This is a genomic window from Rhizobium sp. FKY42 (assembly GCF_005222835.1).
Classification (GTDB): domain Bacteria; phylum Pseudomonadota; class Alphaproteobacteria; order Rhizobiales; family Rhizobiaceae; genus Neorhizobium.
In genome coordinates this window covers 43,889-69,914 of the sequence record NZ_STGA01000016.1, presented here as the reverse complement: position 1 = coordinate 69,914, position 26,026 = coordinate 43,889, and the positions used below count along the sequence as shown (strand labels likewise).

General features: G+C 58.6%; 24 protein-coding genes. 8 read left to right on the top strand and 16 right to left on the bottom strand.

Annotated elements, in window-relative coordinates; genetic code table 11:
* The first annotated feature begins 80 nt into the window (after positions 1-80).
* From iolC to iolB, 5 genes are read left to right on the top strand one after another with little or no spacing between them, the layout of a single operon-like run.
* Positions 81-2,009 carry a 5-dehydro-2-deoxygluconokinase gene (gene iolC, locus E8M78_RS07285; protein WP_137134437.1) on the top strand — a complete coding sequence of 643 codons (1,929 nt, stop codon included), beginning with the start codon at positions 81-83 and terminating at the stop codon, positions 2,007-2,009.
* Complete coding sequence (gene iolD / locus E8M78_RS07280) at positions 2,006-3,829, top strand: 3D-(3,5/4)-trihydroxycyclohexane-1,2-dione acylhydrolase (decyclizing) (RefSeq protein ID WP_137134436.1); 1,824 nt, start codon at positions 2,006-2,008, stop codon at positions 3,827-3,829. Before iolC ends, iolD begins: the two co-directional genes overlap by 4 nt.
* Before the next feature lies 1 nt (position 3,830).
* Positions 3,831-4,724 (top strand): myo-inosose-2 dehydratase, encoded by an 894-nt coding sequence (iolE, locus tag E8M78_RS07275; protein WP_137134435.1) that lies wholly within the window; start codon positions 3,831-3,833, stop codon positions 4,722-4,724.
* A gap of 22 nt (positions 4,725-4,746) precedes the next feature.
* Positions 4,747-4,992 carry a hypothetical protein gene (locus E8M78_RS07270; RefSeq protein WP_137134434.1) on the top strand — a complete coding sequence of 82 codons (246 nt, stop codon included), beginning with the start codon at positions 4,747-4,749 and terminating at the stop codon, positions 4,990-4,992.
* A complete protein-coding gene (gene iolB / locus E8M78_RS07265) occupies positions 4,989-5,798 on the top strand; it encodes a 5-deoxy-glucuronate isomerase (RefSeq protein WP_137134433.1) in 810 nt (269 codons plus the stop codon). Before E8M78_RS07270 ends, iolB begins: the two co-directional genes overlap by 4 nt.
* A gap of 26 nt (positions 5,799-5,824) precedes the next feature.
* Here iolB and E8M78_RS07260 read toward each other — a convergent pair whose 3' ends face one another.
* The 11 genes from E8M78_RS07260 to E8M78_RS07210 all read right to left on the bottom strand — a co-directional run bounded on the left by E8M78_RS07260 (position 5,825) and on the right by E8M78_RS07210 (position 17,919).
* Positions 5,825-6,949, bottom strand: coding sequence for an osmoprotectant NAGGN system M42 family peptidase (locus E8M78_RS07260; protein WP_137134432.1), 1,125 nt, complete (start codon positions 6,947-6,949; stop codon positions 5,825-5,827).
* Between the two features lie 8 nt (positions 6,950-6,957).
* Entirely contained in the window at positions 6,958-8,754 is a 1,797-nt protein-coding gene (gene ngg / locus E8M78_RS07255) for an N-acetylglutaminylglutamine synthetase (protein ID WP_137134431.1), read from the bottom strand.
* Positions 8,755-8,756: 2 nt separating this feature from the next.
* Positions 8,757-10,532, bottom strand: coding sequence for an N-acetylglutaminylglutamine amidotransferase (locus tag E8M78_RS07250; protein ID WP_137134430.1), 1,776 nt, complete (start codon positions 10,530-10,532; stop codon positions 8,757-8,759).
* A 237-nt stretch (positions 10,533-10,769) separates the two neighbouring features.
* Entirely contained in the window at positions 10,770-11,411 is a 642-nt protein-coding gene (locus tag E8M78_RS07245) for a TetR/AcrR family transcriptional regulator (protein WP_170973351.1), read from the bottom strand.
* A gap of 121 nt (positions 11,412-11,532) precedes the next feature.
* Positions 11,533-11,895, bottom strand: a complete 363-nt coding sequence (locus E8M78_RS07240) for a FlxA-like family protein (RefSeq protein WP_137134428.1) — start codon at positions 11,893-11,895, stop codon at positions 11,533-11,535.
* 123 nt (positions 11,896-12,018) lie between these two features.
* The gene (locus E8M78_RS07235) at positions 12,019-13,329 is read right to left on the bottom strand and encodes an L-fuconate dehydratase (protein WP_137134427.1); all 1,311 of its coding nucleotides are present in this window, start codon (positions 13,327-13,329) and stop codon (positions 12,019-12,021) included.
* 36 nt (positions 13,330-13,365) lie between these two features.
* A complete protein-coding gene (locus tag E8M78_RS07230) occupies positions 13,366-14,211 on the bottom strand; it encodes a fumarylacetoacetate hydrolase family protein (RefSeq protein ID WP_137134426.1) in 846 nt (281 codons plus the stop codon).
* A gap of 28 nt (positions 14,212-14,239) precedes the next feature.
* Positions 14,240-14,971: an SDR family oxidoreductase gene (locus tag E8M78_RS07225; protein WP_137134425.1), complete on the bottom strand. Its 732-nt coding sequence runs from the start codon at positions 14,969-14,971 to the stop codon at positions 14,240-14,242.
* Positions 14,972-15,067: 96 nt separating this feature from the next.
* Positions 15,068-16,075 carry a zinc-binding alcohol dehydrogenase family protein gene (locus E8M78_RS07220; protein ID WP_137134424.1) on the bottom strand — a complete coding sequence of 336 codons (1,008 nt, stop codon included), beginning with the start codon at positions 16,073-16,075 and terminating at the stop codon, positions 15,068-15,070.
* A 4-nt stretch (positions 16,076-16,079) separates the two neighbouring features.
* Positions 16,080-16,901, bottom strand: coding sequence for an amidohydrolase family protein (locus E8M78_RS07215; RefSeq protein ID WP_137134423.1), 822 nt, complete (start codon positions 16,899-16,901; stop codon positions 16,080-16,082).
* A gap of 4 nt (positions 16,902-16,905) precedes the next feature.
* The gene (locus tag E8M78_RS07210; protein ID WP_137134422.1) at positions 16,906-17,919 is read right to left on the bottom strand and encodes an aldo/keto reductase; all 1,014 of its coding nucleotides are present in this window, start codon (positions 17,917-17,919) and stop codon (positions 16,906-16,908) included.
* A 218-nt stretch (positions 17,920-18,137) separates the two neighbouring features.
* On the opposite strand from E8M78_RS07210, the gene E8M78_RS07205 reads away from it, so the two are divergent.
* The 3 genes from E8M78_RS07205 to E8M78_RS07195 all read left to right on the top strand — a co-directional run bounded on the left by E8M78_RS07205 (position 18,138) and on the right by E8M78_RS07195 (position 21,008).
* Complete coding sequence (locus E8M78_RS07205) at positions 18,138-18,830, top strand: FadR/GntR family transcriptional regulator (protein ID WP_137134421.1); 693 nt, start codon at positions 18,138-18,140, stop codon at positions 18,828-18,830.
* Between the two features lie 96 nt (positions 18,831-18,926).
* A complete protein-coding gene (locus E8M78_RS07200; protein ID WP_137134420.1) occupies positions 18,927-20,459 on the top strand; it encodes an altronate dehydratase family protein in 1,533 nt (510 codons plus the stop codon).
* A 102-nt stretch (positions 20,460-20,561) separates the two neighbouring features.
* Positions 20,562-21,008, top strand: coding sequence for a DUF4112 domain-containing protein (locus tag E8M78_RS07195; RefSeq protein ID WP_137134419.1), 447 nt, complete (start codon positions 20,562-20,564; stop codon positions 21,006-21,008).
* Positions 21,009-21,024: 16 nt separating this feature from the next.
* On the opposite strand, the gene E8M78_RS07190 is transcribed toward E8M78_RS07195, so the two are convergent.
* The 5 genes from E8M78_RS07190 to cyoA are packed head-to-tail and all read right to left on the bottom strand — an operon-like array spanning position 21,025 to position 25,977.
* Positions 21,025-21,753, bottom strand: coding sequence for an SURF1 family protein (locus E8M78_RS07190; protein WP_137134418.1), 729 nt, complete (start codon positions 21,751-21,753; stop codon positions 21,025-21,027).
* Between the two features lie 30 nt (positions 21,754-21,783).
* On the bottom strand, positions 21,784-22,191 hold the full coding sequence (gene cyoD / locus E8M78_RS07185; protein ID WP_137134417.1) for a cytochrome o ubiquinol oxidase subunit IV: 408 nt from the start codon (positions 22,189-22,191) through the stop codon (positions 21,784-21,786).
* Positions 22,188-22,808 (bottom strand): cytochrome o ubiquinol oxidase subunit III, encoded by a 621-nt coding sequence (gene cyoC / locus E8M78_RS07180; RefSeq protein WP_137134416.1) that lies wholly within the window; start codon positions 22,806-22,808, stop codon positions 22,188-22,190. Before cyoC ends, cyoD begins: the two co-directional genes overlap by 4 nt.
* Positions 22,809-22,813: 5 nt before the next feature.
* Positions 22,814-24,820 carry a cytochrome o ubiquinol oxidase subunit I gene (gene cyoB, locus E8M78_RS07175; RefSeq protein WP_137134415.1) on the bottom strand — a complete coding sequence of 669 codons (2,007 nt, stop codon included), beginning with the start codon at positions 24,818-24,820 and terminating at the stop codon, positions 22,814-22,816.
* A 29-nt stretch (positions 24,821-24,849) separates the two neighbouring features.
* The gene (cyoA, locus tag E8M78_RS07170; protein WP_137134414.1) at positions 24,850-25,977 is read right to left on the bottom strand and encodes a ubiquinol oxidase subunit II; all 1,128 of its coding nucleotides are present in this window, start codon (positions 25,975-25,977) and stop codon (positions 24,850-24,852) included.
* Between the last annotated feature and the right edge of the window lie 49 nt (positions 25,978-26,026).

Here is a 26,026-nt window from a genome sequence, read left to right as displayed (position 1 = left end):
AAAATAATTGATCGGCACGGGAGGTGCCGTCGCGCTGACCCAAAGCGCAATTCGCCATCAGCGGCCAAAGGGAGGGCCTCTTGAAGCCACTCGACGTGATCACGATCGGACGCTCGTCCGTAGACCTTTATGGCGCCCAGGTGGGTGGCCGTCTGGAGGATATGTCCTCCTTCAACAAATATATCGGCGGCTCGCCGACCAATATCGCAGCCGGAGCAGCGCGGCTTGGCCTGAAGAGTGCGTTGATCACCCGTGTCGGCAATGAGCATATGGGTCGCTTCATTCGCGAGCAGCTGGTGCGCGAGGGTGTGGATGTGCGCGGCGTTGTGACCGACCCGGAACGCCTCACGGCGCTGGTGCTGCTTGGCATTCGCGACGAGAACCAGTTTCCGCTGATCTTCTACCGCGAAAACTGCGCCGATATGGCGCTGTGCGAAGATGATATTGATCCGGCCTTCATCGCGGAATCCCGCTGCGTCACCGTTACGGGAACCCATCTTTCACATACCCGTACCGAAGCGGCGGTGATGAAGGCGCTGAAGCTGGCGCGGGAGAATGGCGCGCAGACGGCGCTTGATATCGATTACCGCCCCAATCTCTGGGGCGTCGCCGGTCATGGCGATGGTGAAAGCCGTTTCGTGGAATCGGCCAAGGTCACGGCCAAGCTGCAAAGCACGCTGCATCTTTTTGACCTGATCGTCGGGACGGAAGAAGAGTTCCATATTGCTGGCGGCTCCACCGATACGCTGGAAGCGCTGCGCGCTGTGCGCAAGGTGTCCAAGGCAGCACTTGTGTGCAAGCGCGGCCCAATGGGCGCGGCGGTTTTCGAAGGCGAAATTCCGGACAGTCTCGATAAGGGCCAGACCGGCCCCGGCTTCCCGATCGAAGTCTTCAACGTGCTGGGCGCTGGCGATGGTTTTATGGCAGGGTTGCTGAAGGGCTGGCTGACGGGCGAGGATTGGCCGACGGCGCTGAAATACGCCAATGCCTGCGGTGCTTTCGCGGTGTCGCGCCACGGCTGCACGCCCGCTTACCCAAGCTGGGAAGAGCTGCAATATTTCTTTGCGACGGGCATCAAAAACAAGGCGCTGCGCAAGGATGCAGCCCTTGAACAGGTTCACTGGTCCACCAACCGCAAGGGCGACTGGTCGACCATGCGCGTTTTCGCCTTTGATCATCGCATGCAGCTGGAGGCCATGGCCGAAGAGGCGGGCGTTGCCACGGATCGCATCGGCGCCTTCAAGAAGCTCTGCCTTCAGGCAGCGACGACGGTTGCGGGCGGGCAGGGTGGATATGGCATCCTCTGCGATGGCCGCCTCGGCAAGGAAGCTTTGTACGCCGCTGCGGGAACCGGGCTCTGGATCGGCCGCCCTGCCGAATGGCCGGGCTCGCGCCCGCTGACGCTGGAGCCTGAACTGGGTCTCGATTGCGGCGGGCTTGGCGAATGGGCAGCCGAACATGTGGTGAAGGTTCTCTGCTTCTACCATCCAGACGATTCCGCCGAGGTGAAGGAGAAACAGGAGGAGACGGTGAAGCGCCTTTTCGAGGCGGCTCGTCGCAACCGTCTGGAGTTCCTGCTGGAGGTTATTCCGTCCAAGGTCGGTGCTGTCGATGATGAAACGACGGCCAAGATCATCGACCGTTTCTATCAAATCGGCGTCTATCCAGACTGGTGGAAGCTGGAGCCGATGAAGACGAATGCCGCCTGGGCCAATGCCTGCGCTGCGGTCGAGCGCCACGACAGTAACACGCGCGGCATCGTCGTTCTGGGACTGGATGCGCCGCAGGTTGAGCTTGAGGAAAGTTTCGCCCTTGCCGCCGGCTTCGATCTGGTGAAGGGTTTCGCGGTCGGTCGCACGATCTTCGGCGATGCTGCCCGCAAATGGCTGGGTGGCCAGATCACGGATGAGGCCGCCGTGGAGGATATGGTGGCCCGATACAAGAGCCTGTGCGCGATCTGGGATGGAGCGCGCGCCAAGGCCAACGCAGCCAAGGGAGGAAAGGCATGAAAACGATCCGTCTGACGGCGGCGCAGGCGCTGGTGCGCTACCTCGCCAACCAGCTGAACGAGGATGGCGTTCCCTATATCGCAGGCGTCTGGGCGATCTTCGGTCACGGCAACGTCGCCGGTATCGGTGAAGCACTCTACGGCATTCGCGAGGAACTGCCGACCTATCGCGGCCAGAACGAACAGTCGATGGCACATGCGGCGATTGCCTACGCCAAGCAACTGGGTCGTCGCCGTGCCATGGCGGTCACCTCCTCCATCGGTCCCGGTGCGCTGAACATGGTAACGGCAGCGGCTTTGGCACATGTCAACCGCCTGCCAGTTCTGTTTATTCCGGGTGATGTATTTGCCAATCGTGGTCCCGATCCGGTTCTGCAGCAGATCGAGGATTTCGAAGACGGCACGATTTCCGCCAATGACTGCTTCAAGCCGGTCAGCCGCTATTTCGACCGTATCGAGCGTCCCGAACAGCTTTTGACGGCACTGCCGCGTGCGTTCAGAACGCTGACCGACCCTGCCGATTGCGGCCCCGTCACGCTTGCCTTCTGCCAGGATGTGCAAGCGGAGGCTTACGATTACCCGGAAAGTTTCTTCACACCGAAGACCTGGCGGTTCCGCCGTCCAGAGCCGGATGTGGTGGAACTGGAAGCCGCCATTGCCGCCATCAAGGCCGCGACGAACCCGGTCATCGTTGCCGGCGGCGGCGTGCATTTCTCTGGTGCAACGGAAACGCTGAAAAGCTTTGTAGAGAAACACCAGATCCCGGTTGTCGAAACGCAGGCGGGCAAGTCGGCGCTTGCCTGGGATCACGGTCTGAACTTCGGCCCGGTAGGTGTCACTGGTTGCGAAAGCGCGAACATCGTGTCGGAAAAGGCTGATCTGGTGATCGGCGTCGGCACGCGTTTTCAGGATTTCACAACCGGTTCCTGGGCTTTGTTCAAGAACCCCAATCGCAAGATCCTGGCGCTCAACGTGCAGGCTTACGACAGCGCCAAGCATGATGCGATCCCGCTCGTGGCCGACGCGAAGGTGGGGTTAGAAAAGATTTCGGCAGCTCTTGGCGAGCACCATTTTGCTGCCCCGGATGCGGGCCTCAAGGCCAGTTGGTTTGCCAAGGCCGATGCTGTCACCGCAGCGCCGAAGGACGCCAACACACTGCCGACAGATATGCAGGTCATCGGCGCCGTTCAGCGCGCCTCGCGGGATAACACGGTGGTCATGTGCGCGGCTGGCACCATGCCGGGCGAGCTTCACCAGCTGTGGAAGGCGAAGCTGCCGCTCTCCTACCATATGGAATACGGCTTCTCCTGCATGGGCTATGAGATTGCCGGCGGCCTTGGTATCAAGCTGGCCGAGCCGGAGCGCGATGTCATCGTCATGGTGGGCGATGGCTCCTATATGATGATGAATTCTGAGCTTGCCACGGCTGTTGCCATGGGTGTGAAGATCACTGTCGTCATCACCGATAACCGGGGCTATGGCTGCATCAACCGGCTGCAGATGGGCACTGGCGGTGCAGAGTTCAACAACCTCTATGCCCACACAAATCATGTGAACCCCATCGCCATCGATTTTGCCGCGCATGCGGCGGCCATGGGTGCGAAATCCACCAAGGTGTCGTCCATCGCGGAACTGGAAACCGCGCTTGATGCAGCCCGTGAGGCAACCGTACCGACTGTCGTCGTCATCGATACGGACCCCTATCCGACACCGGGTGCCGGTGGTCACTGGTGGGATGTCGCCGTGCCCGAAGTCTCGGCCAGAGAAGAAGTAAACAAGGCGCGTGCCGCCTATGAAGCTGCCCTGAAGGAAAGAATTTAAGATGATCCTCTTCGGTACAAACCCGATTGCCTGGTCCAATGACGACGACCGCACGCTCGGCGCGCATATCAGCCTGGAGCAGTGCCTGGATGAAACCGCCAAGATCGGTTTCGATGGCATCGAAAAGGGCCACAAGCTGCCAACCGATCCGGCTGGCCTGAAATCCGTTCTGGAGCCGCGCGGCCTGAAATTCGTCTCCGGCTGGCATTCGCTGAACCTGCTGACCAACACGATTGAAGAGGAAAAGGCTGCCATGCAGCCCTTCCTGGACGTGCTGAAGGCCATGGGCTGCAAGGTCATCATCGTCTGCGAAACCTCGAACGCCATCCATGGTGCCGATGATACGGCTCTGGCGGATCGCCCGAAGCTGGCGGACGCCGATTGGGCCAAGTTCGGCGCAGGTGTAGAAGCTCTTGCAGAGTTTTCGGCGTCTCAGGGCATTTCGCTGGTCTATCACCACCACATGGGCACTGTGGTCGAGAGCGAAGAGGAAATCGACAAGCTGATGCAGCACACGGGCCCGCACGCCAAGCTGCTGCTCGATACCGGCCATTGCTATTTCGGCGGCGGCAACCCGGAAGCCGTGGCGAAAAAGTACATGCACCGCGTCGGCCATATCCATGCCAAGAACGTGCGCCCTGTTATTGCCGATCAGGTGCGCAACGAAAAACTCTCCTTCCTGGAAGGTGTGCGCCGTGGCGTGTTCACCGTTCCTGGCGACACTGAAGGCGGCGTAAATTTCCCGCCGGTTCTCAAGATTGCAGCCGAACATGGCTATCAGGGCTGGATCGTCATTGAGGCCGAACAGGACCCGGATGTGCGCAATCCATTCGAATATCAGAGCCTCGGCTTGAAATCGCTGAAGGGCTTCGCCAAGGATGCAGGGCTGATCTGACCTCGTTCCAAGGATAAACACATTGAAGTTGCTCGATCCCACGCATCCCTTCTTCAAGCCGCTGTGGCGGCGGGTTCTAACGGTGGTGTTGCCTGCCCTTTGGGGTGGCGTTGAAGCCCTGAACCAATCGTGGGGTTGGGCAATCCTGTTTTTAGGTGCCGCTGGCTATGCGGCCTATGAACTTCTCATCATGTATGACCGTTCGATTGCGGAGGCGGAAGCCAAGAAGGCTGCCGCTCAAGCTCAGCGGGAAGGAGACGAGGAATGAGCAATCTCCTGCGCAAGCCATCCGGCACATCCGGCAAGGTGCATGACATTACGCCGGAAAGCGCGAACTGGGGCTATGTCGGCTTTGGTCTTTATCATCTGAAGCCGGGTGAAAAGGCTGCCGAGCCGACGGGCGAGACTGAGGTGATCCTCGTTCTGGTGGAAGGCAAGGCAAAGATCTCAGGCTCGGGCAAAGACTTCGGTGAGCTTGGCGACCGCATGAACGTGTTCGAGAAAAAGCCGCCGCATTGCGTCTATGTGCCTGCTGGCTCAGACTGGTCAGCGGAAGCAACGAGCGATTGCACGCTTGCCATCTGCACGGCACCAGCCAAGCCGGGCCGTGAGGCGCAGGTCATTGGTCCAGCTGGCATCAATCTTACGGAGCGCGGCAAGGGTGCTAATACCCGCCACATCTTCCCGATTGCCATGGAAGATCGCGATGTGGCCGATAGCCTTCTGGTCACGGAAGTCTTCACGCCGTCCGGCAACTGGTCATCCTATCCGCCACACCGGCACGATGAGGATAATTACCCGGATATGACCTATCTGGAAGAAACCTATTACCACCGTTTGAACCCGGCACAGGGCTTCGGCTTCCAGCGCGTTTTCACGGAAGACGGTTCTCTGGATGAAACCATGGCGGTATCCAGCGGCGATGTCGTGCTGGTGCCGAAGGGTCATCATCCGTGCGGCTCGCCTTACGGATACGAGATGTATTACCTCAATGTCATGGCGGGTCCGATGCGCAAGTGGCGCTTCCAGAACCACCCGGATCACGACTGGATCTTTAAACGCGATAATCCGTGATCCTCCTCCGCCCGGCCTATTTCTGTTCAGTTCTCTGCCGTGTCGCGGATCGGAAGATGCGTGAAGCCCTCTGGCCCGGACATCTCATTCGCATCCCGTCGGATCTTCACGGGACTGACTGCAAAAGCCGCTGCCAGCCTCGCCACTGAGGTCAGCGCATGTTTATGAATGCGCTCATAACCATGCGAGGCATCGACCCCAAAGGTAACAAGGGCGGTGCGGATATCATGGCCAGCCTCCAGCGCCGAGGCTGAATCGGAGCGATAGTAACGAAACACGTCCTTCTGGTAGGGGATCTGGTTTTCGCGGCAAAGCTCCACCAGCTTGCGCGTCAGGTGGAAATCGAAAGGCCCGGTCTGGTCCGCCATGGCAATCGTCGCGCCGAATTCGGAGGAATTCTGCCCCGGTGCTGTTGTGCCGTTGTCGATGGTCAGCATGGAGGCAATCTCTGACGTGACGATGGAGGAGGCACCAACGCCGACTTCTTCCGCAATCGTAAACAGCCAATGCGTATCAACAGGCGTGCTGGCACCGGCGCGTTCCAGCGCCTCGATGGCTGCGAGCGCAATGGCCACGCCCGCTTTGTCATCCAGATGGCGGGAATTGATGAAGCCGTTTTCCAGAAACTCGCTGCCCGTATCGATGGCGACGATATCGCCGACCTCGATGCCGAGTTTCAGTGTTTCATCGGGCGTGCGGGTCCTTGCGTCGATGCGAACCTCCACATAAGACCAGCCGACAGGCAGCGTGTCCACCTCCTCATTGAACGTATGGCCGGATGCTTTGAGCGGCAGAATGGTGCCGCGATGAATGCCCCCGGTGCCATAGATCGTCACCCGCGCACCTTCGGCAAAACGGGCTGACCAATGGCCGATGGGCACAAGTTCCAGTCGGCCATTGTCCTTGATGGCTTTGACCTGCGCGCCCAGCGTATCGACATGGGCGACGATGGCACGCGCTCCCGCCCTTCGGCTGCCTTGACGGACGGCGCGAATGGCGCCGCGCCGCGTCAGTTCTGGCGAAAGGCCAAGGCGTTTCAGTTCTTCCGCGCAGTAGAGAACCACTTCATCCGTGTAACCGGTGGGACTGTCTATCTGCAGCAGTGCCGCAAGCTGCCGCAGCAGATAGTTTTCGTCGATGGTGATCTGCATGGCTTGGCTCAGATCCGACCCAGCGCGTGACGTGCGGCGCGATGGCCAGACAGCGGAAAAAGGAGATCGAGAAAACGTTCCGCCGTCGGCTGCGGCTCGTGATTGGCCAAGCCTGGGCGCTCGTTCGCCTCGATGAACACGTAGTCCGGCTCTGTCGGGGATTTGATCATGAAGTCGATACCCACCACCGGGATATCGATCGCGCGCGCGGCATTGATTGCCGCTTCCACCAGACACGGATGGACGATCTCGGTGACATCGTGGATCGAGCCGCCGGTGTGAAGATTGGCCGCCTTGCGCACGGCAATCTCGCGACCTTCCTCAAGCACGTCGTCCAGCGTCACGTTGGACATGGAAAGGCAGCGCTCGGTTTCCGCATCAACGGGAATGGTGCTTTCTCCACCGGTCGCAGCGGCGCGGCGGCGCGAAAGCCGCTCGATCAGTTCCCGAACTGTGGAACGCCCATCGCCCACCACATGCGGCGGGCGGCGTACGGCCGCAGCCACCAACTTGAAATCGATGACGACCAGACGCAGATCTTCACCGTCGAAACAGGCTTCGATCAGCACCCGGTCGCACACTTCCCGCGCCGCCTGAATGGCAGTCTTCACCTCGTCCAGAGTAGAAAGACCAACGGCCACGGCGCGGCCCTGTTCGCCACGGGCAGGTTTCACTACCACGCGGCCATGTTTTTCAAGAAATGAGACAAGCGCTTGCTCATCCTCGCCTGCCGTCATCTGTTCTGGAACGATAATACCGGCCCGCTCCACGACACGGCGTGTCACGGCCTTGTCATCACAGATCGACATGGCAACACCGGATGTCAGTTCGGTCAGGCTCTCGCGGCAGTGAACGGAGCGCCCGCCATGGGAAAGCCGGAAGAAGCCACCTTCCGCATCGGTAATTTCCACATGCACGCCGCGGCGGCGGGCCTCGTCTACCAGCAGCCGCGCATAAGGGTTCAGCGCGTCATAGGCTTCCAGCGGGCTGGCATAGAGGCGCTCGTTGATGGAATTCTTGCGCTTGACGGAGAAGGCTGGAATACGGCGAAAGCCAAGCTTCTCATACAGTGCAATCGCCTGTTCGTTGTCATGCAGTACGGATAGATCCATGAAGGCATTGCCACGCGCCTTGAAATGTTCACCCAGTCTACGCACCAGCGTCTCTCCAATACCGGCGTGGCGCGCCTGCGGATCAACGGCAAGGCACCAAAGGGAAGCCCCTTGTTCGGGATCGGAGAAGGCGCGGATATGGTCGATGCCGGTTACGGTGCCGATCACCTCGCCCGTCTGTTCGTCTTCCGCCACCAGATAGGTGATGACGCGATTGTCGCGGTTGGACCAGAAAAAGTCAGGACGAACCGGCACCATTCCGCGAGACGAATAGATGCGGTTGACAGCGCGCGCATCTGCTTCTGAGGTCAGGCGACGCACAAAAAAGCCACGAACGGCGCGACGGCTGGAGCGATAGGTGGAAAGATCCAACCGGAATGTATGCGACGGATCGAGAAAGATCTCCTGCGGCGCTTCGGCCAGAAGAACATGCGGATCGCCCACATAAACCGCGATATCGCGGTGCTCAGGCGCTTCTTCCCTCAATGCGGAGACCAGTTCGACGGAATCGTCAAAGGTCTGGGCGAAGATCAATCGGCCCCAGCCACAATCCACACAGGCAGAAGGCGCGGGGCCATCGTCATAGGTCTGGCCGGTTTTGCGAAGAGATTCGAACCGCTTGCGTTTCAGCCGGTGTGCCACTGCCTTTTCGCTTCGAAACCGCTGCATTCGCTCCGTGGTCTTGGTCGTCATGGTCAAACTCCCTGCGCCTGCAGCCACAATTCCAGAAGGCCCACCTGCCAGAGTTCGGAACCCTGCAGCGGCGTGATGTGATCGGAGGGATTGGCAAACAACCGGTCGAGATAATCCTTGCGGAAAATGCCGCGTTCGCGGGCAGCCTGCGAAGACAGCGCGTCGCGCACCATTTCCAGATAGGGTCCATCGACATATTTCAGTTGCGGAACGGGGAAATAGCCCTTCTTGCGGTCGATCACCTCATTCGGCACGACAAGGCGGGCAGCGTCCTTGAGCACGCCCTTGCCGCCTTCGTTCAGCTTGAATTCCGGTGGAATTTTCGCGGCCAGTTCCACCAGTTCATGATCGAGGAAGGGAACGCGTGCCTCGAGCCCCCAGGCCATCGTCATGTTGTCGACGCGCTTGACCGGATCGTCCACCAGCATGACCTGGCTGTCGAGACGAAGGGCTGCATCCACCGGCGTTGCTGCCTCCGGCTGCGTGAGATGAGCGCGCGCCAGTTCAAGACTTGCATCGTGGTCGGCGATCCAGTCATCACCCAGCTGCGTCTTCAGTGTCGCATGGCTGCGGTCGAAGAACACACGGGCATAGTCGCTCACGACGTCTTTTGAGTTTCCGAGGGGCGGATACCAGTGATAGCCGCCGAAGACCTCATCGGCACCCTGGCCGGACTGCACGACACGGATGTGCTTCGAAACCTCTTTGGCCAGCAGATAGAAGCCCACATTGTCATAGGAAACCATGGGTTCCGACATGGCAGAGATCACACCGGGAAGGGCGGCCATCAACTGGTCGGATGGCACAAAGATTTTGTGATGGTCGGTGCCGAAATGCCTGGCGATCAGGTCCGAATAGACGAATTCATCGCCTTTTTCGCCATTGGCTTCCTCGAAGCCAACAGAGAAGGTCATCAGATCGTTCTGACCCTGCTCAGCCAGAAGGCCGGTGATGATGCTGGAATCCACGCCGCCCGAGAGAAGCACGCCGACTGGCACATCGGCCACCATGCGGCGCTTCACGGCGGTGCGCAGCGAATCCAGCACCAGATCGCGCCAGTCTTCGCGAGAAAGCCCTGCCATGTAAGGGTCGCGCTCGTAGGGCGGGTTCCAGTAACGCGTATCGCTCTCGCGGCCATCGGCTTCGATCACGCGGATTGTTGCAGGCGGAAACTTCTTGATGCCGTTCAGGATCGTGCGCGGCGGCGGCACGACGGCGTGAAAGCTCATATAGTGATGCAGCGCTATGCGGTCGATGGACGTGTCGACGCCGCCGCCTTGAACAAGCGCAGGAAGGAAGGATGAAAAGCGCAGCGCGCCATCGACTTTCGCCAGATAGAGCGGCTTGATGCCGAAGCGGTCGCGGGCCATCACAACACGGTTTGTGTCGCGTTCGTGAATCACGAAGGCAAACATGCCGTGGAAGCGCTTCACGCAATCAATGCCCCAGGCATGCCACGCCTTGAGGATAACCTCCGTATCGCCATGCGAGAAGAAGCGATAGCCGCGCTCTTCCAGTTCCTGACGCAGTTGCGGGTAGTTGTAGATGCAGCCGTTGAAGGCAATCGTCAGACCGAGTTCGCCATCCACCATCGGTTGGCGCGCCTTTTCACTCAGATCAATAATTGACAAGCGCCGATGCGCAAGTGCAGTTGAACCATGAATGACGAGACCCGAACCATCTGGCCCGCGAGGCGCGATCGCCTCCATCATCTGTGCTTGAACCATGGGGGAAGGCTGAGTGCCGTCGAACCGAATTTCTCCGCAGATGCCACACACTGTTCTGTCTTTACCTCGCTGTCTTCATACGCCTTAAGCCCGGAAAATCCGGGCAAAGAGGAAGCAGGCCCGTTGAGAAACGCGCCTGCACAGGAGGCCAAACGACAAAAACCTCATTTGGTTGCGATTTTTCTGGAACAAAATGGTGTCAGACCAAAGTTCGGCGCAGGAATTGGAAGCGTTTTTAAGCGTTCTTTGCCAAGACTGGTCCTCATCCGTCAGTGAAACTCAAACGACTTACGGACGCGTGCCTCGCACGAATATTCCGATCGCCTGCCGCATATGTTGATGCCGTTCCGCCATGTCTTTCCATTTGAAGGGACCGGGTCCAGCGAAGAGAAGATCCATCAGCATTCTCGCCCCATTCATCGGATCATCGAGATGAATTTTGCCCTTGGCCATCTGGCCGGATAACCAATCGGCAAGCAGACGACGAGAGGTTTCCGGCCCCTCCCTGAACAGAATTTCCACAAGGTCAGGCACTTGATGGGCCTCCCGCAGGACCATGTGGATAAAGGCCTCGCGCTCCCGCTCCTGTTGTGCGTCAATGTCGATCAGGAAAATCCGCGCAATCAGGTCCTCCAACGGGCCGTCTTCGTCCTCCGGGCGCGGAAGGTCGAGCATGGTCTGCCGGTGCGCGGCGACAACAGCGATGAACAGGTCCGCCTTGCTGGGAAACAAACGGTAGAGTGTCTGCTTGGAAATTCTACAGCGTGCAGCCACGATGTCGGTGGTGGTCCGCAGCAGGCCGAGCTCCATGAAGGTGCGTCTTGCCATCTCGATGATGGATGTTCGCCTCGCATTGTCTGTCGAAGCTTTGGGCCGGCCTCGCCCTCGTTTCAAGGGCGCAGCCTGTTGGTCGTCTGTCGTGTCGTTCATCCGTGCAGCCATATTGCCGTTTCGGCATCTCATACCAGAATTGGCAGGGCTTACAGATAACTTCTGTCAATCCAAAATTGTAAAACGGGTTCGAGCGGCGGATGGACGGTCAGATAACCGTTCAAACATAGGCTGTGCGCTCACCGAACTCTGTGTTCTCGTCGAAATTCTTCGAACCGATCCGATCGCTTTCACCGGACATTTGCGCAGGCACTTGCTCCGGTTTCTGGTTGGACGAGCCCGTATCCGCAAGCTTCTTGGCCTCGGCAGCCTTGGCGTCGGCAATCTGCTTCTGCAAGGTGGCTATCTGCTCTTCCAGCTCCTTCTTGTCGTCTTCGTCCTCGGTTTTGGCAAGCTCAGACTGCTTGGCGGCCAGCTGTGCTTCCAGAGCGGCGACATCCGTGTTCGAGGAGGAGGAGGTAGATGAAGACGAACTGCTGGAGCTCAGAATCGTTGTGGCAGCACTTGAAATGGCATCGACCATGGGAGACGTCCTGTTATGAATCTAACAACACGCTAAACGTCATCTCTTAATGCGGTATAAATATTGGTACTCAGAAGTACCAATAATAATCCACTTCTGTCGCGATCCCTGCCGGTTCAGGAATCAAGCGCGTGTTTGCGCGCTGGAACTTGTTCTGACAGCTGCAAAAGCAAAGCTCTTCAGCGTTTCTGGTTTCATTTCGATGGAGAAACCCGGCATGGAAGGCGGCATATAGGCGGCGTTTTCGATCCGGCATGGGTCCAGAAAATGCTCGTGCAAGTGATCAACATATTCGATCACGCGGCCTTCCTTGGTGCCGGACACAGCCACATAATCGATCATCGAAAGATGCTGCACATATTCGCAAAGGCCCACACCACCCGCATGCGGCCAGACCGGCAGGCCAAACTTTGCGGCAATCAGCAGCACGGCCAGCACCTCGTTCAGCCCGCCCATGCGGCAGCTGTCGATCTGCACGATGTCGATGGCGCCTTCCGCGATGAACTGCTTGAACATGATGCGGTTCTGGCACATTTCGCCGGTCGCCACTTTCACCGGTGCAATAGACTGGCGGATCTTACGATGGCCGGCCACATCGTCCGGGCTCGTCGGCTCCTCGATGAAGAAGGGCTTGCAGAAGGAAAGCTGCTTCACCCAGTCAATCGCCTGATCAACCTCCCAGACCTGATTGGCATCGATCATCAGATAGCGGTCGGGACCGATTACCTCGCGGGCGATGCGCAGACGGCGAATATCGTCCTCCAGATCGCGGCCGACTTTCATCTTGATGTGGTTGAAGCCTGCATCGATTGCCTCCCGGCAAAGGCGGCGCAGTTTGTCGTCATCATAGCCCAGCCATCCAGCTGAGGTGGTGTAGCAGGCATAGCCTTCCCGTTCGAGAATGGCGATGCGCTCGGCCTTGCCGGCTTCAGCCTTTTTGAGGATTTCAATGGCTTCGTCACGGGTCAGCGCATCGGTGAGATAACGATAATCCACGATATCGGCGATTTCTTCCGGGCTCATCTCCGCCACCAGCCGCCAGACCGGCTTGCCTTCCTGCTTGGCGAGAAAATCCCAGAAGGCGTTGACCACGGCACCGGTTGCCAGGTGCATGGCACCCTTGTCCGGTCCGATCCAGCGCAACTGGCTATCGCCGGTCAGATGCCGCCAGAATTTGCCGGGAGCAGCTTTGAACTCTGCCAGATCCCGCCCGACGACCAGATGGCGCATGGCATCGATTGCCATGCAGCAGATGTCGTTGCCGCGCCCGATGGTGAAGGTCAGGCCATGCCCGGCAAGGCCGGGCACGTCCGTTTCAAGGATCACATAGGCTGCCGAATAGTCCGGGTCCGGGTTCATGGCATCGGAGCCATCAAGGCTCTTGGATGTCGGAAACCTCAGATCCACGATCCGCATGTCGGTAATCCTGGTCATGCTCGATGCTCCGGCAGCTTTATGAGGAAGAGACGATTACGTATCGGCGCGGAAGGTCTGCTTCTGCGTGCCGAGGCCTTCGATACCAAGCTCGACCACATCGCCGGGCTTGAGATAGCGCGGTGGCTTCAGACCCATGCCGACGCCCGGAGGCGTGCCGGTGGAAATGACATCGCCCGGATGCAGGCTCATGAACTGGCTGAGGTAGGAGACGAGGAAGGCAACGCCATACACCATGGTGGCTGTTGAGCCGTTCTGCATGGTCTCGCCGTTCACCTTCAGCCACATGTTGAGATTCTGCGGATCGGTAACCTCATCCTTCGTCACCAGCCAGGGGCCGATTGGGCCGAAGGTGTCGCAGGATTTGCCCTTGGTCCACTGGCCGGAACGCTCCGTCTGGAAGGCGCGCTCGGATACATCGTGGCTCACGCAATAGCCCGCCACATAATCCAGCGCTTCCGCTTCTGAAACGTACTTCGCCTTTTTGCCGATGACGATGCCAAGTTCCACTTCCCAGTCGGTTTTCTCGGAGCCGCGTGGGATCAGAACATCGTCATTCGGGCCGCAGATGGCAGAGCTTGCCTTCATGAAGATGACCGGCTCCGGTGGGACAGCCATGCCGGATTCGGCAGCGTGATCCGAATAGTTCAGGCCGATGCAGATGAACTTGCCGGTATTGGCAACGCAGGGGCCAAGACGCTCCGAGGCTGCCACTTCCGGCAGCGAGGAGGTGTCAAGGGCAGCCAGTTTTGCCAGATTGGCAGGCTCCAGAGTAGAGCCGGAAAGATCTGCTACATGTGCGGAAATATCGCGGATCTTGCCATCGGCATCCACCATGGCAGGGCGTTCGGAACCGGGCGCACCGTAACGAAGCAGTTTCATGGGTCTTCCTTCCTGATGATCGTTCTTGTCAGATGGTCCAGCCGCCATCGATGGCGATGGCCTGGCCGGATGTGTAGGTGGCACCCGCCAGATAGACGGCGAGGTCGGCAATTTCTTCCGGGTCGCCGATGCGGCCAATCGGTTGACGGGCCACGAAGGCGGCACGGGCCTTTTCATAGTCGCCCTGTGCGCGCAACCGCTCCTGTAGCGAGGGACTATCGACCGTGCCGGGGCAGATGGCGTTGCAGCGGATGTTGTGCGCCACATAATCGGCCGCGACGGCCTTGGTGAGACCAATCACGGCGGCCTTCGACACGCCATAGGCAAAGCGGTTGGGAACGCCCTTTATGCTGGAGGCGACCGACGACATGTTGATGATTGCGCCGTCCTTGCGCTCGATCATGCCCGGAAGCACGGCGCGAATGGTGCGGATCATCGCTTTCACGTTCAGATCCATCGCGAAATCAAGGTCGCTGTCCTTCATCTCCAGAATGGAGCCGCCATGCACCACACCGGCGCAGTTAAACAGCACATCCACCTGCCCGATAGCGTCGACGCAGGCCTTCACCGCTGCCTCATCCAGCACATCCAGCATGCGTGTTCGCAAACCTGCAAGCTTGGGCAGTTCAGCTAGTGTCTTTTCGTTGATGTCGGTCGCGTGGACGGTTGCGCCCGCCTTGGCAAAGGCAATCGCGCTGGCGCGTCCAATACCCTGACCCGCGGCGGTGATCAGAACCGTCTTTCCTCTCAAATCGGCCATGTTTGCCTCTTCTCCCGGCCCTTCGGCCTCTTTCTCATACTGGCGCAGATTTTCCCCTCATCCAGCCCTTTGCAAGGCCAAAGAGGGCCAAACCCGTCATACGCTGATCATTGCCTTCACCACGCCGGCAGCAGGGTCGGTCAGGCCGCCGAAAAGCTGCGGTACGTCGGAAAGGGTCATGCGGTGCGTGATCAGCGCATCCGGCACTTCGCCGGCCCGCATGGCCGCCATCACATATTCGAAGTCGGAAATCGTGGCGTTACGGCTGCCGAGCAGTGTCGTCTCGCGCTTGTGGAATTCCGGATCGTTGAAGGTGATGTCCGAGGCGACGATGGAGACAAGAACATAGGTGCCTGCATGGGCAACGAAGCCGAAGCCGCGTTCGATTGCCTTGGGATTGCCGGTGGCATCGAACACAGCTTCGAAGAAATTTCCGTCGGTGATGTCCGATAGCTGCTCCCGGTCACCATCGCCAAGCTTCACCAGCGAGGTTATGCCAAGATGCTGGCTGGCGAAATCCAGCCGGTCCTGACGGCTGTCGATCAGCGTTACTTCAGAACCTTCCAGCTTGGCGAAAAGCGCAACCGCCAGACCAATCGGACCGGCACCTGCAATCAGCACCTTTTCGCCACCGCGCAGGCCCGCACGCCGCACGGCATGGGCACCGATGGCGAGGAATTCCACCATGGCCGCCTGATCCAGCGTCAGGCCATCGGCCTTGATAAGAAATTCTTCCGGTAGGCAGAGATATTCGGTCATGCCGCCATCACGGTGAACGCCCAGCACGCCGATGTTGCGGCAGCAATTGGTGCGGCCCTTGCGGCAGGCATCGCAGGTTCCACACGAGATATAGGGGATGATCGACACCGTATCGCCGGTCTCGAAGCGGCTGCCCTCTGCCGGTTTTACAACGGTTGCGGCGAGTTCATGCCCCATCACACGCGGATAGGAGAGGTAGGGCTGATTGCCGGTAAAGATATGCAGATCGGTGCCGCACACCCCCACGCGGCGAATGCGAATGAGCGCCTCGCCCTCGGCAGGAACGGGTTTTTCCCGCTCGATTGCGGTCAGGGTTCCGGGCGTGTCGCACACAATCGTCAGCATGGTCTTATCCGTTCAGTCGATAGAAATTAATGGCGTTTTCGCCGAAAATGGCTTGATGATGCTCTGCCGAAACAATATCCCGGCACTGGTCATGCCATCTCTGGTAATTGCCAGCCAGGCGCAGGACGGGCCAGTCGCTGCCCCAGAGAGTGCGTGCGGGTCCGAAGAGATCCAGGATGGTTTCCGCATAAGGCCGTATCGATTGAGGTTTCTGGTCGCCCGCTTCGGTCAGCAGGCCGGACAGTTTGCAGGCGACGTTGGGAAGGCGGCTCAGGGCCTCCATGCCTTTGCGCCAATCGCTGATCTTGCCATCTGCGATATAGGGTTTCGCGCCGTGGTCGATGACGATGCGAAGTTGCGAATGCATTTTTGCAAATTCGAGGAAATGCGGCAAATGCGGTGGCAGGATCAGCGCATCAAAGGCCAGGTCATGGGCAGTCATTGCTTCAATGGCCGGATCGACGGCCACGTCACAGATCCAGCGCAGATCACTGATGCCTTGTAACATGGGGCGCAGGCCCTTTAGCTTCGGATGCTTTGCAAACTTGCTAATTCGTTCTGCCGCATCCGTTGCCTTCAGATCCGTCCAGCCGACAACGCCCCTGATGAAGAAATAGTGATCCGCCAGATCCAGCATATAGGCTGTGTCGTCTTCGCTTTCGCGCGTCTGCACCAGCACTGTGCCGTCAACACCTGCGGCCTGCAGCAGGGGTTCAAGATCATCCGGCTCGAAATCGCGAAAGATCGCGGCGAGATCCGATGTCGGCCATTCGCCAATCCGGTCCGCCCTTCGCCAGAAATGCTGGTGCGCGTCAATGACCGGCATAGGTTCAGGCTCCATTACCCGGCACAGGCGCGCCCTCGGCAATCAGGCCCCGCCTTTTCAGGTTGGACCAGAAGGAGGTCGGGATGTCCTCCTCGAACCAGGCGGCATTGGCCTTTAATTGCTCGCCATTGCGCGCGCCCGAGACGATTGTGAGAGAGGCTGGATGGGCCAGCGGAAACTGCAGGGCTGCGGCCTGCATGGTCACACCTTCTTCCTCACAGGCGGCGTGCAGGGAATCCACCCGCGCCAGAAGTTCCGCAGGTGCATCCGTGTAGTTGAACTTCCTGTTGCCAGCCAGAATGCCGGAATTGAACGCCCCGGCGATCACGATGCCGACGCCCTTTTCGGCGCAGTCGTTCATGAAGGAAAGACTTTGCTGTTCCAGAAGCGTATAGCGCCCGGCCAGCATGCAGATGTCGATATCGAACACCTGCATGGCATCGCGGATGATCTCCCACTCGTTGACGCCAAGGCCAATCGCGCGGGTCGAGCCTTCCTCGCGCAGCTTTCCAAGCGCGCGGAAACCGCCGCCTTCGGTCAACTGGTTCCAGTAATGCTGGTGTTTGTCGCCATGGGTCACCGTGCCGATGTCGTGGACATAGAGGATGTCCGGCTTCAGGATGCCCAGACGCTGCTGGCTTGCCTCGAAAGAACGCATGACGCCATCATAGGTGTAATCGAAGACCGGGCGGAATGGCAGCGGTTCGGCATAACCCTGTTCTTCCGGGCCGACGCTCTCATCGGGCGTCATCACACGTCCCACCTTGGTGCTTACGACATAATCTTCGCGCGGAAGATCGGTCAGCATCGTTCCGAGCCGCCGCTCGGACCGGGTGAAGCCGTAAAAAGGGGCTGTATCGAAATAGCGGATGCCGCAGTCCCAGGAAGCGGTAAACGCGCTCTTGGATTCATCGTAAGGGGTCACGCGGTAGAGATTGCCCATCTGGGCGCAGCCGAGACCCATGCCAGTCAGGCTGACACCCGTGCGCGTGTGAACATGTCGATCGGTGATTTTCATCCGAGGTATTCCTCCGGCCCGACGCGTCATATTCGTCAGGCATTCTCCCTTGGGCGCTAGTGGTACGCGCGCTGACGAAACTGGTCAAGCCAATTTCGGAAGCCAGCATACTATCATATTGGTGATCGGTGATACTTCTTGTAAATCAACGCTACAAAGCCGGTCTTGCCAGTTATCCCTTCCATGCCTATGGTAAGGCCAAATCATCGAGAGCCTTCATGAACAGCATCCGGCCCGTCGAAAGACGGCTTTACCAGCAGGTGGCAGACCAGATCCGTGCATTGATCCAGACCGGGCATTTCCGGCTGGGGCAGCGCCTTCCTGCCGAGCGCGAACTGGCGCAGCAATTGGGCGTCTCGCGTCCGTCGCTCCGTGAGGCGCTGATTGCGCTGGAAATCGAAGGTGCGGTCGAAATCCGCATGGGGTCGGGCATCTATGTCAGTTCCAGCACTGAGCGCCGCAGCGTTTCAAGCTCCATCGGCGAAAGCCCGGTCGAACTGATGGAGGCGCGGGCTATGGTGGAGAGTGCCATCGTGGTGCAGGTCTCTGCGCGCATGACGCCAGAGGGTTTGAAATCCATTCGGCAAATTCTTGAGAGTATGCGCGCCGATGTTGCCGAAGGCCGCAAGCCCGTTGAGCTTGATCGTCAGTTCCACCTCACTATCGCACAGCAGGCTGGAAACGGTGTTTTGACCCGTCTTGTCGGGGATCTCTTCGATGAGCGGCACAGTCCACTTGCAACACAGTTGCGCGAACATTTCGAAACGCCGGACACATGGAGTCTGGCTCTTTCCGAACACGAGGCGATTTTTGCCGCGCTGGAAGCGCGCGATCCGCTTCTCGCCCAGGTGGCCATGCACCGCCATCTCGAACAATCCAAACGCCGCTGGCTCGATAGCGAACCGCGTTAGTCAATCTTTTTAACGCATTTCCGGACGCAAAACCGCTCGACACCTTTGCTGGAAATGCTCGCTGAACCAAGGACCTCCGGGGAGGAGGAAGACATCATGAGTGATACTGTTTCCCCTACCATTCTGCTCAACGAGATTGACGACGTCGCTGTGGCCCGCCGCGCTATTCCCGTCGGACAGCCGACCGGCTATCGTGATCTGAATGCGCGCGAACTTATTGCACGCGGTCACAAGGTGGCGATCCGTGCCATTCCGTCCGGTCATGAGGTGCGCAAATATGGCCAGATCATCGGCCTTGCCACGCAGGACATCGAGGCCGGTGCGCATGTGCATCTGCACAATCTCGCCATGCTGCCCTCTGAGCACGAGCATCAATTTTGCGTCGACATCGAAGAAAAGGGCATGGTGCCGGTGGAAGAGCGGCGCACCTTCATGGGCTATGATCGCGGCATTGGCGGCGCTGGCACGCGCAATTACATCGGCATCATCTCCTCGGTAAACTGTTCCGCCACCGTCTCGCGCTACATCGCCGATTACTTCAATCGCATGGGCGGTCTGGAAGGCTTCGAGAATGTCGATGGCGTCGTGGCGCTGACCCATGGCGGCGGCTGTGCGCTGAACAACAAGTCCGAAGGGTATCGCTTGCTTATCCGCACCATCCAGGGCTATGCGCGCCATCCCAATTTCGGCGGCATCCTGATGATTGGTCTCGGTTGTGAAACGAACCAGATCGCGCCGATCCTCGAGCATTACAAAATGGAGGAGGGGGATCGTCTGCGCACTATGACGATCCAGCAATATGGCGGCACGAAGAAAACGATCGATGCGGCCATTGCGATGGTCAAGGAAATGCTTCCATCGGTGAACGCCGCGCAACGCACACCACAGCCGCTTTCCAAGCTGAAGCTGGCGCTGGAATGCGGTGGCTCCGATGGCTATTCCGGCATTTCTGCCAATCCGGCACTGGGCAACGCATCGGATCTCATCGTGCGCCATGGCGGTACGACGGTTCTGTCTGAAACGCCGGAGATTTATGGCGCCGAGCATCTTCTAACGCGGCGTGCAGTAACCCCCGCTGTTGCGCAGAAGCTGCTCGACCGGATTGACTGGTGGCGGGATTACACAGCTCGCAACGGTGATGAGCTGAACAATAACCCCTCCCACGGCAACAAGCTGGGCGGCCTGACCACCATTCTGGAAAAGTCGCTTGGGGCAGTCGCCAAGGGCGGTTCCATGCCGCTCAAGGCCGTCTATGAATTTGCCGAAACGGTAACTGAACCGGGCTTCGTCTTCATGGACACGCCGGGATATGATCCGGTTGCCGTCACCGGTCAGGTGGCAGGCGGCTGCAATGTCATCTGTTTCACCACCGGCCGTGGTTCCGTGTCCGGCTTCAAGCCATCCCCTTGCATCAAGATCGCCACCAATACCGACATGTATGAGCACATGAAGGAGGATATGGATCTCAACTGCGGCGGCATCGTTACAGGTGACGAAACCATCGAACAATCCGGTGAGCGCATCTTCGAACATATTCTGGCCGTTGCGTCAGGCCAGAAGACACTCAGCGAGATCTACGATTACGGCGACAATGAATTCGTGCCGTGGCAGGTCGGGGCTGTCACATGAGTTATCTCTAACATATTAGCCAAGCCTGTTGCAAACGCCTTTTGCACTTCCCACCTCTCTCCTCGCGGTCACATGGCCGCGAAGCTTCTGGAGGCATCATACATGGTAGATGCAGGTGCGAAGGCTCGGTTCGGGTTTTCGTCTCGGAATTCTCGGCGCGCTTATGCCAGGGGCGCCCTGGACGCGGAAAAACTGCGCCGGATCGGACGGCTTGTGCGTCTTGCCCGTGTAATGGATACGGCCATTCGCATTCCTGGTGTCGGCATTCGCTTCGGCGCCGACTCCATTCTCGGGCTTCTGCCAATCGTGGGTGATGCGAGCGGTGCGCTGATCGGCGTTTTCATCATCAATGAGGCACGGCGCCTCGGCCTGCCAAACGAGAAGCTGCTGAAGATGGCGGGAAACATCGGAGCCGATGCAGTGCTCGGCAGCGTTCCAGTGTTGGGTGATGTCTTTGACCTCTACTTCAAGTCCCACCGCCGCAATGTGCAGATGATTCTCGATCATTTTGGCGTTAGCCGGGAGCAGGCTTTGAGAGCATCTCGCTGATCAATTTGAGGTCGGCTTAATTTTCCGTGACCTTGCGTCGCCGCGAAAGAAAATAGACCGCACCCGCAGACATGGCTGCCAGGCTGTACCAGGTCAGCGCATAGACCAGATGGCTGTTGCGAAATTTCACGATCGTGAGCCCACCCACCGGAAAGCCACCAGGGTTGGGTGTCGTATCCGAATCGATGAAATAGGGCGTGACGTTGGTCAGGCTGCGCGCCTTGGCAATTGCCTCCACATCGCGGGAGTACCAGCGGTCGTTTGATGGATCGTTGGCACGAAGGAAGCCGCCTTTCGGCTCACTCATGCGCAGGAGGCCTGTTACCGTAACGGGGGTTTCATATTGGGCTTGCCTGCGTGCCGCAGGATCACGCTTTTCTTTCGGCACGAAGCCGCGATTGATGAGGATGATTCCCTGATCCGCTGTCTGAAGCGGTGTGACCACCCAGAAACCGGGGCCAAGTTCCGTGACAGCCTGAACGAACACTTCCTTGTCGTTCAACAGGCGGCCCGTTGCGGTCACGCGCTTGTATTCGTCATTCGCCGTGCTGATACTTGTCGATGGAGGAGGAGCGGGAACCGGTTCCGCATGGATACGGGCATCGACGCGGGCAATCAGATCCAGCTTCCAGAACAGGCGTTGTACCTGCCAGGTGCCGAGGGCCAGAAAAACGAGAACGAGGCCCGCCATGATGGCCGCAAAGGCTGTATGGCGTTTTGCGGTCGTAGGGCGGGCCTCGGTCATGACTTTCAACTCTGTTGGAAAAACCGCCCGTCAGGGCATGTTCTTCATCATTTCAGGGCTCATCGGCATCATGTTTGTGTTGAGATGGTGCATGACCCACATGGAGCCCGCGAGCATGATGACGACGATGATGATGGTGAAGATCATTGCCAGCATCGTCCACCCGCCTTCCGACTTGGTGTTCATGTGCAGGAAGTAGATCATGTGGACCACCATCTGCACACCACCGAAAATGATGATGATGCCAACGGTCAGCGCGCGGCTTTCCAGCACATCACCCATGACCAGCCAGAATGGAATTGCGGTCAGGATGACGGACAGAATGAAGCCGGTCATGTAGCTCTTGAAGCTACCATGGGCGGCTTCATGACCGTGGCTGTGACCATGATGCGTATTATGGGCGCTCTCATGCGCCGGTGCGTGAGGGTGCGAACTCATCCGAGCACTCCAACCAGGTAAACGAGGGAGAAGACACCGATCCAGATCACGTCAAGGAAGTGCCAGAACATGGAAAGGCACATCAGACGGCGGCGGTTTTCTTCGATGAGGCCGAATTTTGCGACCTGCACCATCAGTGTAACGAGCCAGATGCAGCCGAAGGTGACGTGCAGACCGTGGGTGCCGACCAGCGTAAAGAATGCTGACAGGAAGGCCGAGCGCTGCGGTGTCGCTCCTTCATGGATCAGGTGGTAGAACTCGTAGAGCTCGATGCCCAGAAACGCGAGGCCGAAGAGGCCCGTGATGCCCAGCCACATCAGGGTGCCGCTCTTGTCACCCTTTTCCATCCGCAACATGGCAAAGCCATAGGTGATAGATGAAAACAGCAGCATGGCCGTGTTGATGGCGACCAGCTTCAGGTCGAAAAGGTCTGCCGGGGAGGGGCCGGCCGCATAGCTGCGGCCGAGGACTGCGTAGGTTGCGAAGAGCACTGCGAACATCAGGCAGTCGCTCATCAGGTAGATCCAGAAGCCCAGATTGGTGCTGTTTTCCGGATGATGTTCTTCCGTCAGGTAGAAGACGGGCTTTTCGGACGTCGCCGCTTGTGTGTTGCTCATGGTGATCAGGCCTGTTCCGCAAGCTGCTTGGTCCGGGCGTTCTCCGTTGCAATAACGGTTTCAGCCTGAATGTAGTAGTCACGCTTGTAGTTGAAGGTATGTGCGATCGACACCACCAGAATGGCGAGGAACGACAAGGCTGCCAGCCACCACATGTACCAGATCAGTCCGAAGGCCAGCGTGACGCTGAACGCCGAGAGGATCACACCGGTGCCGGTGTTCTTTGGCATATGGATCGGCTTGAACCCTTCCAGCGGACGCACATAGCCGCTGTTCTTCATGTCATACCAGCCGTCATGATCGTAAACGACGGGCGTGAAGGCGAAGTTGTATTCCGGCGGCGGCGAAGACGTGGACCATTCCAGCGTACGGCCATTCCACGGATCGCCTGTCGTATCCCGCAGCTGTTCGCGCTTGAAGAAGCTGACGACGAGCTGGATCACGAAGGAAGCGATACCTAGCGCGATCAGGAAGGCACCGAAGGCTGCGATGATGAACCAGATCTGCAGGGAGGAATCCTCGAAGTGGTTGACGCGGCGGGTTACGCCCATCAGGCCGAGAACGTAAAGCGGCATGAAGGCGAAGTAGAAGCCGGTCAGCCAGAACCAGAAGGACATCTTGCCCCAGAACGGATCGAGACGGTAGCCGAAGGCCTTCGGGTACCAGAAATTGATGCCCGCCAGCAGGCCGAACACCACGCCGCCGATGATCACGTTATGGAAGTGCGCTATCAGGAAGAGCGAGTTGTGCAGCACGAAATCGGCCGGGGGAATGGCCAGCATGACGCCGGTCATGCCACCGATGACGAAGGTCACCATGAAGCCGATCGTCCAGTACATCGGAACTTCGTAGCGAATACGGCCGCGATACATGGTGAAGAGCCAGTTGAAGATCTTCGCGCCGGTCGGGATAGAGATGATCATCGTCGTAATGCCGAAGAAGGCATTGACGCTTGCGCCCGAACCCATGGTGAAGAAGTGGTGCAGCCACACGATGTAGGACAGGATCGTGATGACGACCGTGGCGTAGACCATCGAGGCATAACCGAAGAGGCGCTTGCCGGAGAAGGTCGAGACGATTTCCGAGAAGATACCGAAGGCCGGCAGGATGAGAATGTAGACCTCCGGATGGCCCCAGATCCAGATGAGGTTCACATACATCATCGGGTTGCCGCCCAGATCGTTGGTGAAGAAATTCGTGCCAACGTAGCGGTCAAGGGTAAGCAGGACGAGGGTTGCTGTCAGGATCGGGAAGGATGCCACGATCAGAACGTTGGTGCAGAGCGAGGTCCAGGTGAAGATCGGCATCTTCATCATGGTCATGCCCGGAGCGCGCATCTTCACGATGGTGGCGATGAGGTTGATACCGGATAGCGTTGTTCCGACACCTGCGACCTGTAAGCCCCAGATATAGTAGTCGACGCCGACGCCTGGCGAGTAATCTGCTCCGGACAGCGGCGGGTAGGCCAGCCAGCCGGTACGGGCGAATTCACCGACGAAAAGCGACATCATGATGATGACGGCGCCCGCCGTGGTCATCCAGAACGAGAAATTGTTCAGGAAGGGGAAGGAAACGTCGCGCGCGCCGATCTGCAGCGGCACCACATAGTTCATGATACCCGTCACCAGCGGCATGGCGAAGAAGAAGATCATGATCACGCCATGGGCGGTGAAAATCTGATCGTAATGATGCGGCGGCAGATAGCCCTGGTTCTCGCCAAAGGCAATCGCCTGCTGGGCGCGCATCATGACGGCGTCGGCGAAGCCACGCATTAGCATGACAAGCGACAGGATGACGTACATGATGCCGATCTTCTTGTGATCGACACTGGTGAACCACTCATTCCAGAGATAGCCCCAGAGGCGGAAATAGGTGATCGCGCCGACGACGGCGCCGCCGCCAAGGACGACGACCACGAAAGTCGCCAGAATGATCGGGTCATGGGTAAAAGCGAGTGAGTTCCATGACAACCGTCCGAAAATGAATTCCATCAGGTTTGTGTTCGTAAACATGGCAGTTTCCAATTACCTATCCAGCCAGATCAAGGCTTCGGGTTCGTGTTGAGCTGGCCTGGTGCTGCGCCGTGGCCTTCATGGCCTTCGGTGGCTCCAGCCGGCGCATTCACGCCTCCAGCTTGCGTCGGCTCCTTGGCACCATGGCCGGTTGCCGGATGTGTCGCGCCAGGGCCTGCATCTGCGGCCCAACGGGTATCGTATTCGAGACGCTTGCGGTTCTCGTGGCTGTCCTTGCCAGCGCCGCCCATCATGTCGATGTGCATCATTTCATTGGCGCACATCTGTCCGGGCTTGACGCAGAGATTGAGGATGGCGTCGTAGAGACCGTTCTCAACCGATGCGAAGTAGGTCACGGGAACGCGGCTGCTCGGGCGTTCCAGCTTCAGATACGCATCACGGTTCAGGGCGGATCCCTGTCCCTTCACACGTGCGACCCATTGTCCGAAATTGTCGTTCGACATGCCGTGGAACTTGAAGCGCATGCCGGAAAAACCGTCGCCGCTGTAGTTCGCCGAGAAGCCTTCGTAGACGCCTTCCTTGTTCATGACGGCGTGCAGCTTGGTCTGCATGCCGGGCATGGCATAGATCTGGCCTGCGAGGGCCGGAATATAGAAGGAGTTCATGACCGTCGAGCCGGTGATCTTGAACTCGATCGGCGTGTCGATCGGGGCTGCAATCTCGTTCACCGTCGCAATGCCCTGTTCGGGATAGAGGAACAGCCACTTCCAGTCGAGCGCTACCACTTCGATCGTGATCGGCTTGGTTTCCGGAGTAACCGGACGGTTGGCGTCTATGCGGTCCAGCGGGCGATAGGGATCGAGCTTGTGCGTGCTGACCCAGGTGACGGCACCGAGCGCAATGATGATGGCAAGCGGCGCTGCCCAGATCACCACTTCCAGACGCGTGGAGTGGTGCCATTCCGGATCATACTTGGCGTTGATGTTCGAGCGGCGATAATGCCACGCGAAATAAAACGTCAGGCAGATCACCGGGATGATGATCAGCAGCATCAGCACCACCGAAACGATGATGAGATCACGCTGTTGCATGGCAATGTCGCCGGACGGTGACATCACGACGAGGTCACAGCCCGACAGGGCGAGGGGTAGGGCGAGGGCACTAAGCCGGCGAATGAGCTTCATCAACCGTGGCATCTTTCAATTTCGAAATTTGCGTTTTGTCTACTTGCGACTAACGCACTGA

Excerpts from the sequence above, each read along its gene's own strand:
- E8M78_RS07215 (WP_137134423.1), bottom strand. The coding sequence starts at position 16,901 with ATGCCGGTCATTGACGCGCACCAGCATTTCTGGCGAAGGGCGGACCGG.
- cyoB (WP_137134415.1), bottom strand. The coding sequence starts at position 24,820 with ATGTTTACGAACACAAACCTGATGGAATTCATTTTCGGACGGTTGTCA.
- E8M78_RS07220 (WP_137134424.1), bottom strand. The coding sequence starts at position 16,075 with ATGCTGACGATTGTGTGCGACACGCCCGGAACCCTGACCGCAATCGAG.
- E8M78_RS07225 (WP_137134425.1), bottom strand. The coding sequence starts at position 14,971 with ATGGCCGATTTGAGAGGAAAGACGGTTCTGATCACCGCCGCGGGTCAG.
- E8M78_RS07235 (WP_137134427.1), bottom strand. The coding sequence starts at position 13,329 with ATGACCAGGATTACCGACATGCGGATCGTGGATCTGAGGTTTCCGACA.
- E8M78_RS07245 (WP_170973351.1), bottom strand. The coding sequence starts at position 11,411 with ATGAACGACACGACAGACGACCAACAGGCTGCGCCCTTGAAACGAGGG.
- ngg (WP_137134431.1), bottom strand. The coding sequence starts at position 8,754 with ATGACGACCAAGACCACGGAGCGAATGCAGCGGTTTCGAAGCGAAAAG.
- cyoC (WP_137134416.1), bottom strand. The coding sequence starts at position 22,808 with ATGAGCAACACACAAGCGGCGACGTCCGAAAAGCCCGTCTTCTACCTG.
- cyoA (WP_137134414.1), bottom strand. The coding sequence starts at position 25,977 with ATGCCACGGTTGATGAAGCTCATTCGCCGGCTTAGTGCCCTCGCCCTA.
- E8M78_RS07190 (WP_137134418.1), bottom strand. The coding sequence starts at position 21,753 with ATGACCGAGGCCCGCCCTACGACCGCAAAACGCCATACAGCCTTTGCG.
- E8M78_RS07210 (WP_137134422.1), bottom strand. The coding sequence starts at position 17,919 with ATGAAAATCACCGATCGACATGTTCACACGCGCACGGGTGTCAGCCTG.
- E8M78_RS07240 (WP_137134428.1), bottom strand. The coding sequence starts at position 11,895 with ATGGTCGATGCCATTTCAAGTGCTGCCACAACGATTCTGAGCTCCAGC.
- iolD (WP_137134436.1), top strand. The coding sequence starts at position 2,006 with ATGAAAACGATCCGTCTGACGGCGGCGCAGGCGCTGGTGCGCTACCTC.
- iolE (WP_137134435.1), top strand. The coding sequence starts at position 3,831 with ATGATCCTCTTCGGTACAAACCCGATTGCCTGGTCCAATGACGACGAC.
- E8M78_RS07200 (WP_137134420.1), top strand. The coding sequence starts at position 18,927 with ATGAGTGATACTGTTTCCCCTACCATTCTGCTCAACGAGATTGACGAC.
- E8M78_RS07260 (WP_137134432.1), bottom strand. The coding sequence starts at position 6,949 with ATGCAGATCACCATCGACGAAAACTATCTGCTGCGGCAGCTTGCGGCA.
- E8M78_RS07205 (WP_137134421.1), top strand. The coding sequence starts at position 18,138 with ATGAACAGCATCCGGCCCGTCGAAAGACGGCTTTACCAGCAGGTGGCA.
- iolB (WP_137134433.1), top strand. The coding sequence starts at position 4,989 with ATGAGCAATCTCCTGCGCAAGCCATCCGGCACATCCGGCAAGGTGCAT.
- E8M78_RS07195 (WP_137134419.1), top strand. The coding sequence starts at position 20,562 with ATGGTAGATGCAGGTGCGAAGGCTCGGTTCGGGTTTTCGTCTCGGAAT.
- E8M78_RS07230 (WP_137134426.1), bottom strand. The coding sequence starts at position 14,211 with ATGAAACTGCTTCGTTACGGTGCGCCCGGTTCCGAACGCCCTGCCATG.
- cyoD (WP_137134417.1), bottom strand. The coding sequence starts at position 22,191 with ATGAGTTCGCACCCTCACGCACCGGCGCATGAGAGCGCCCATAATACG.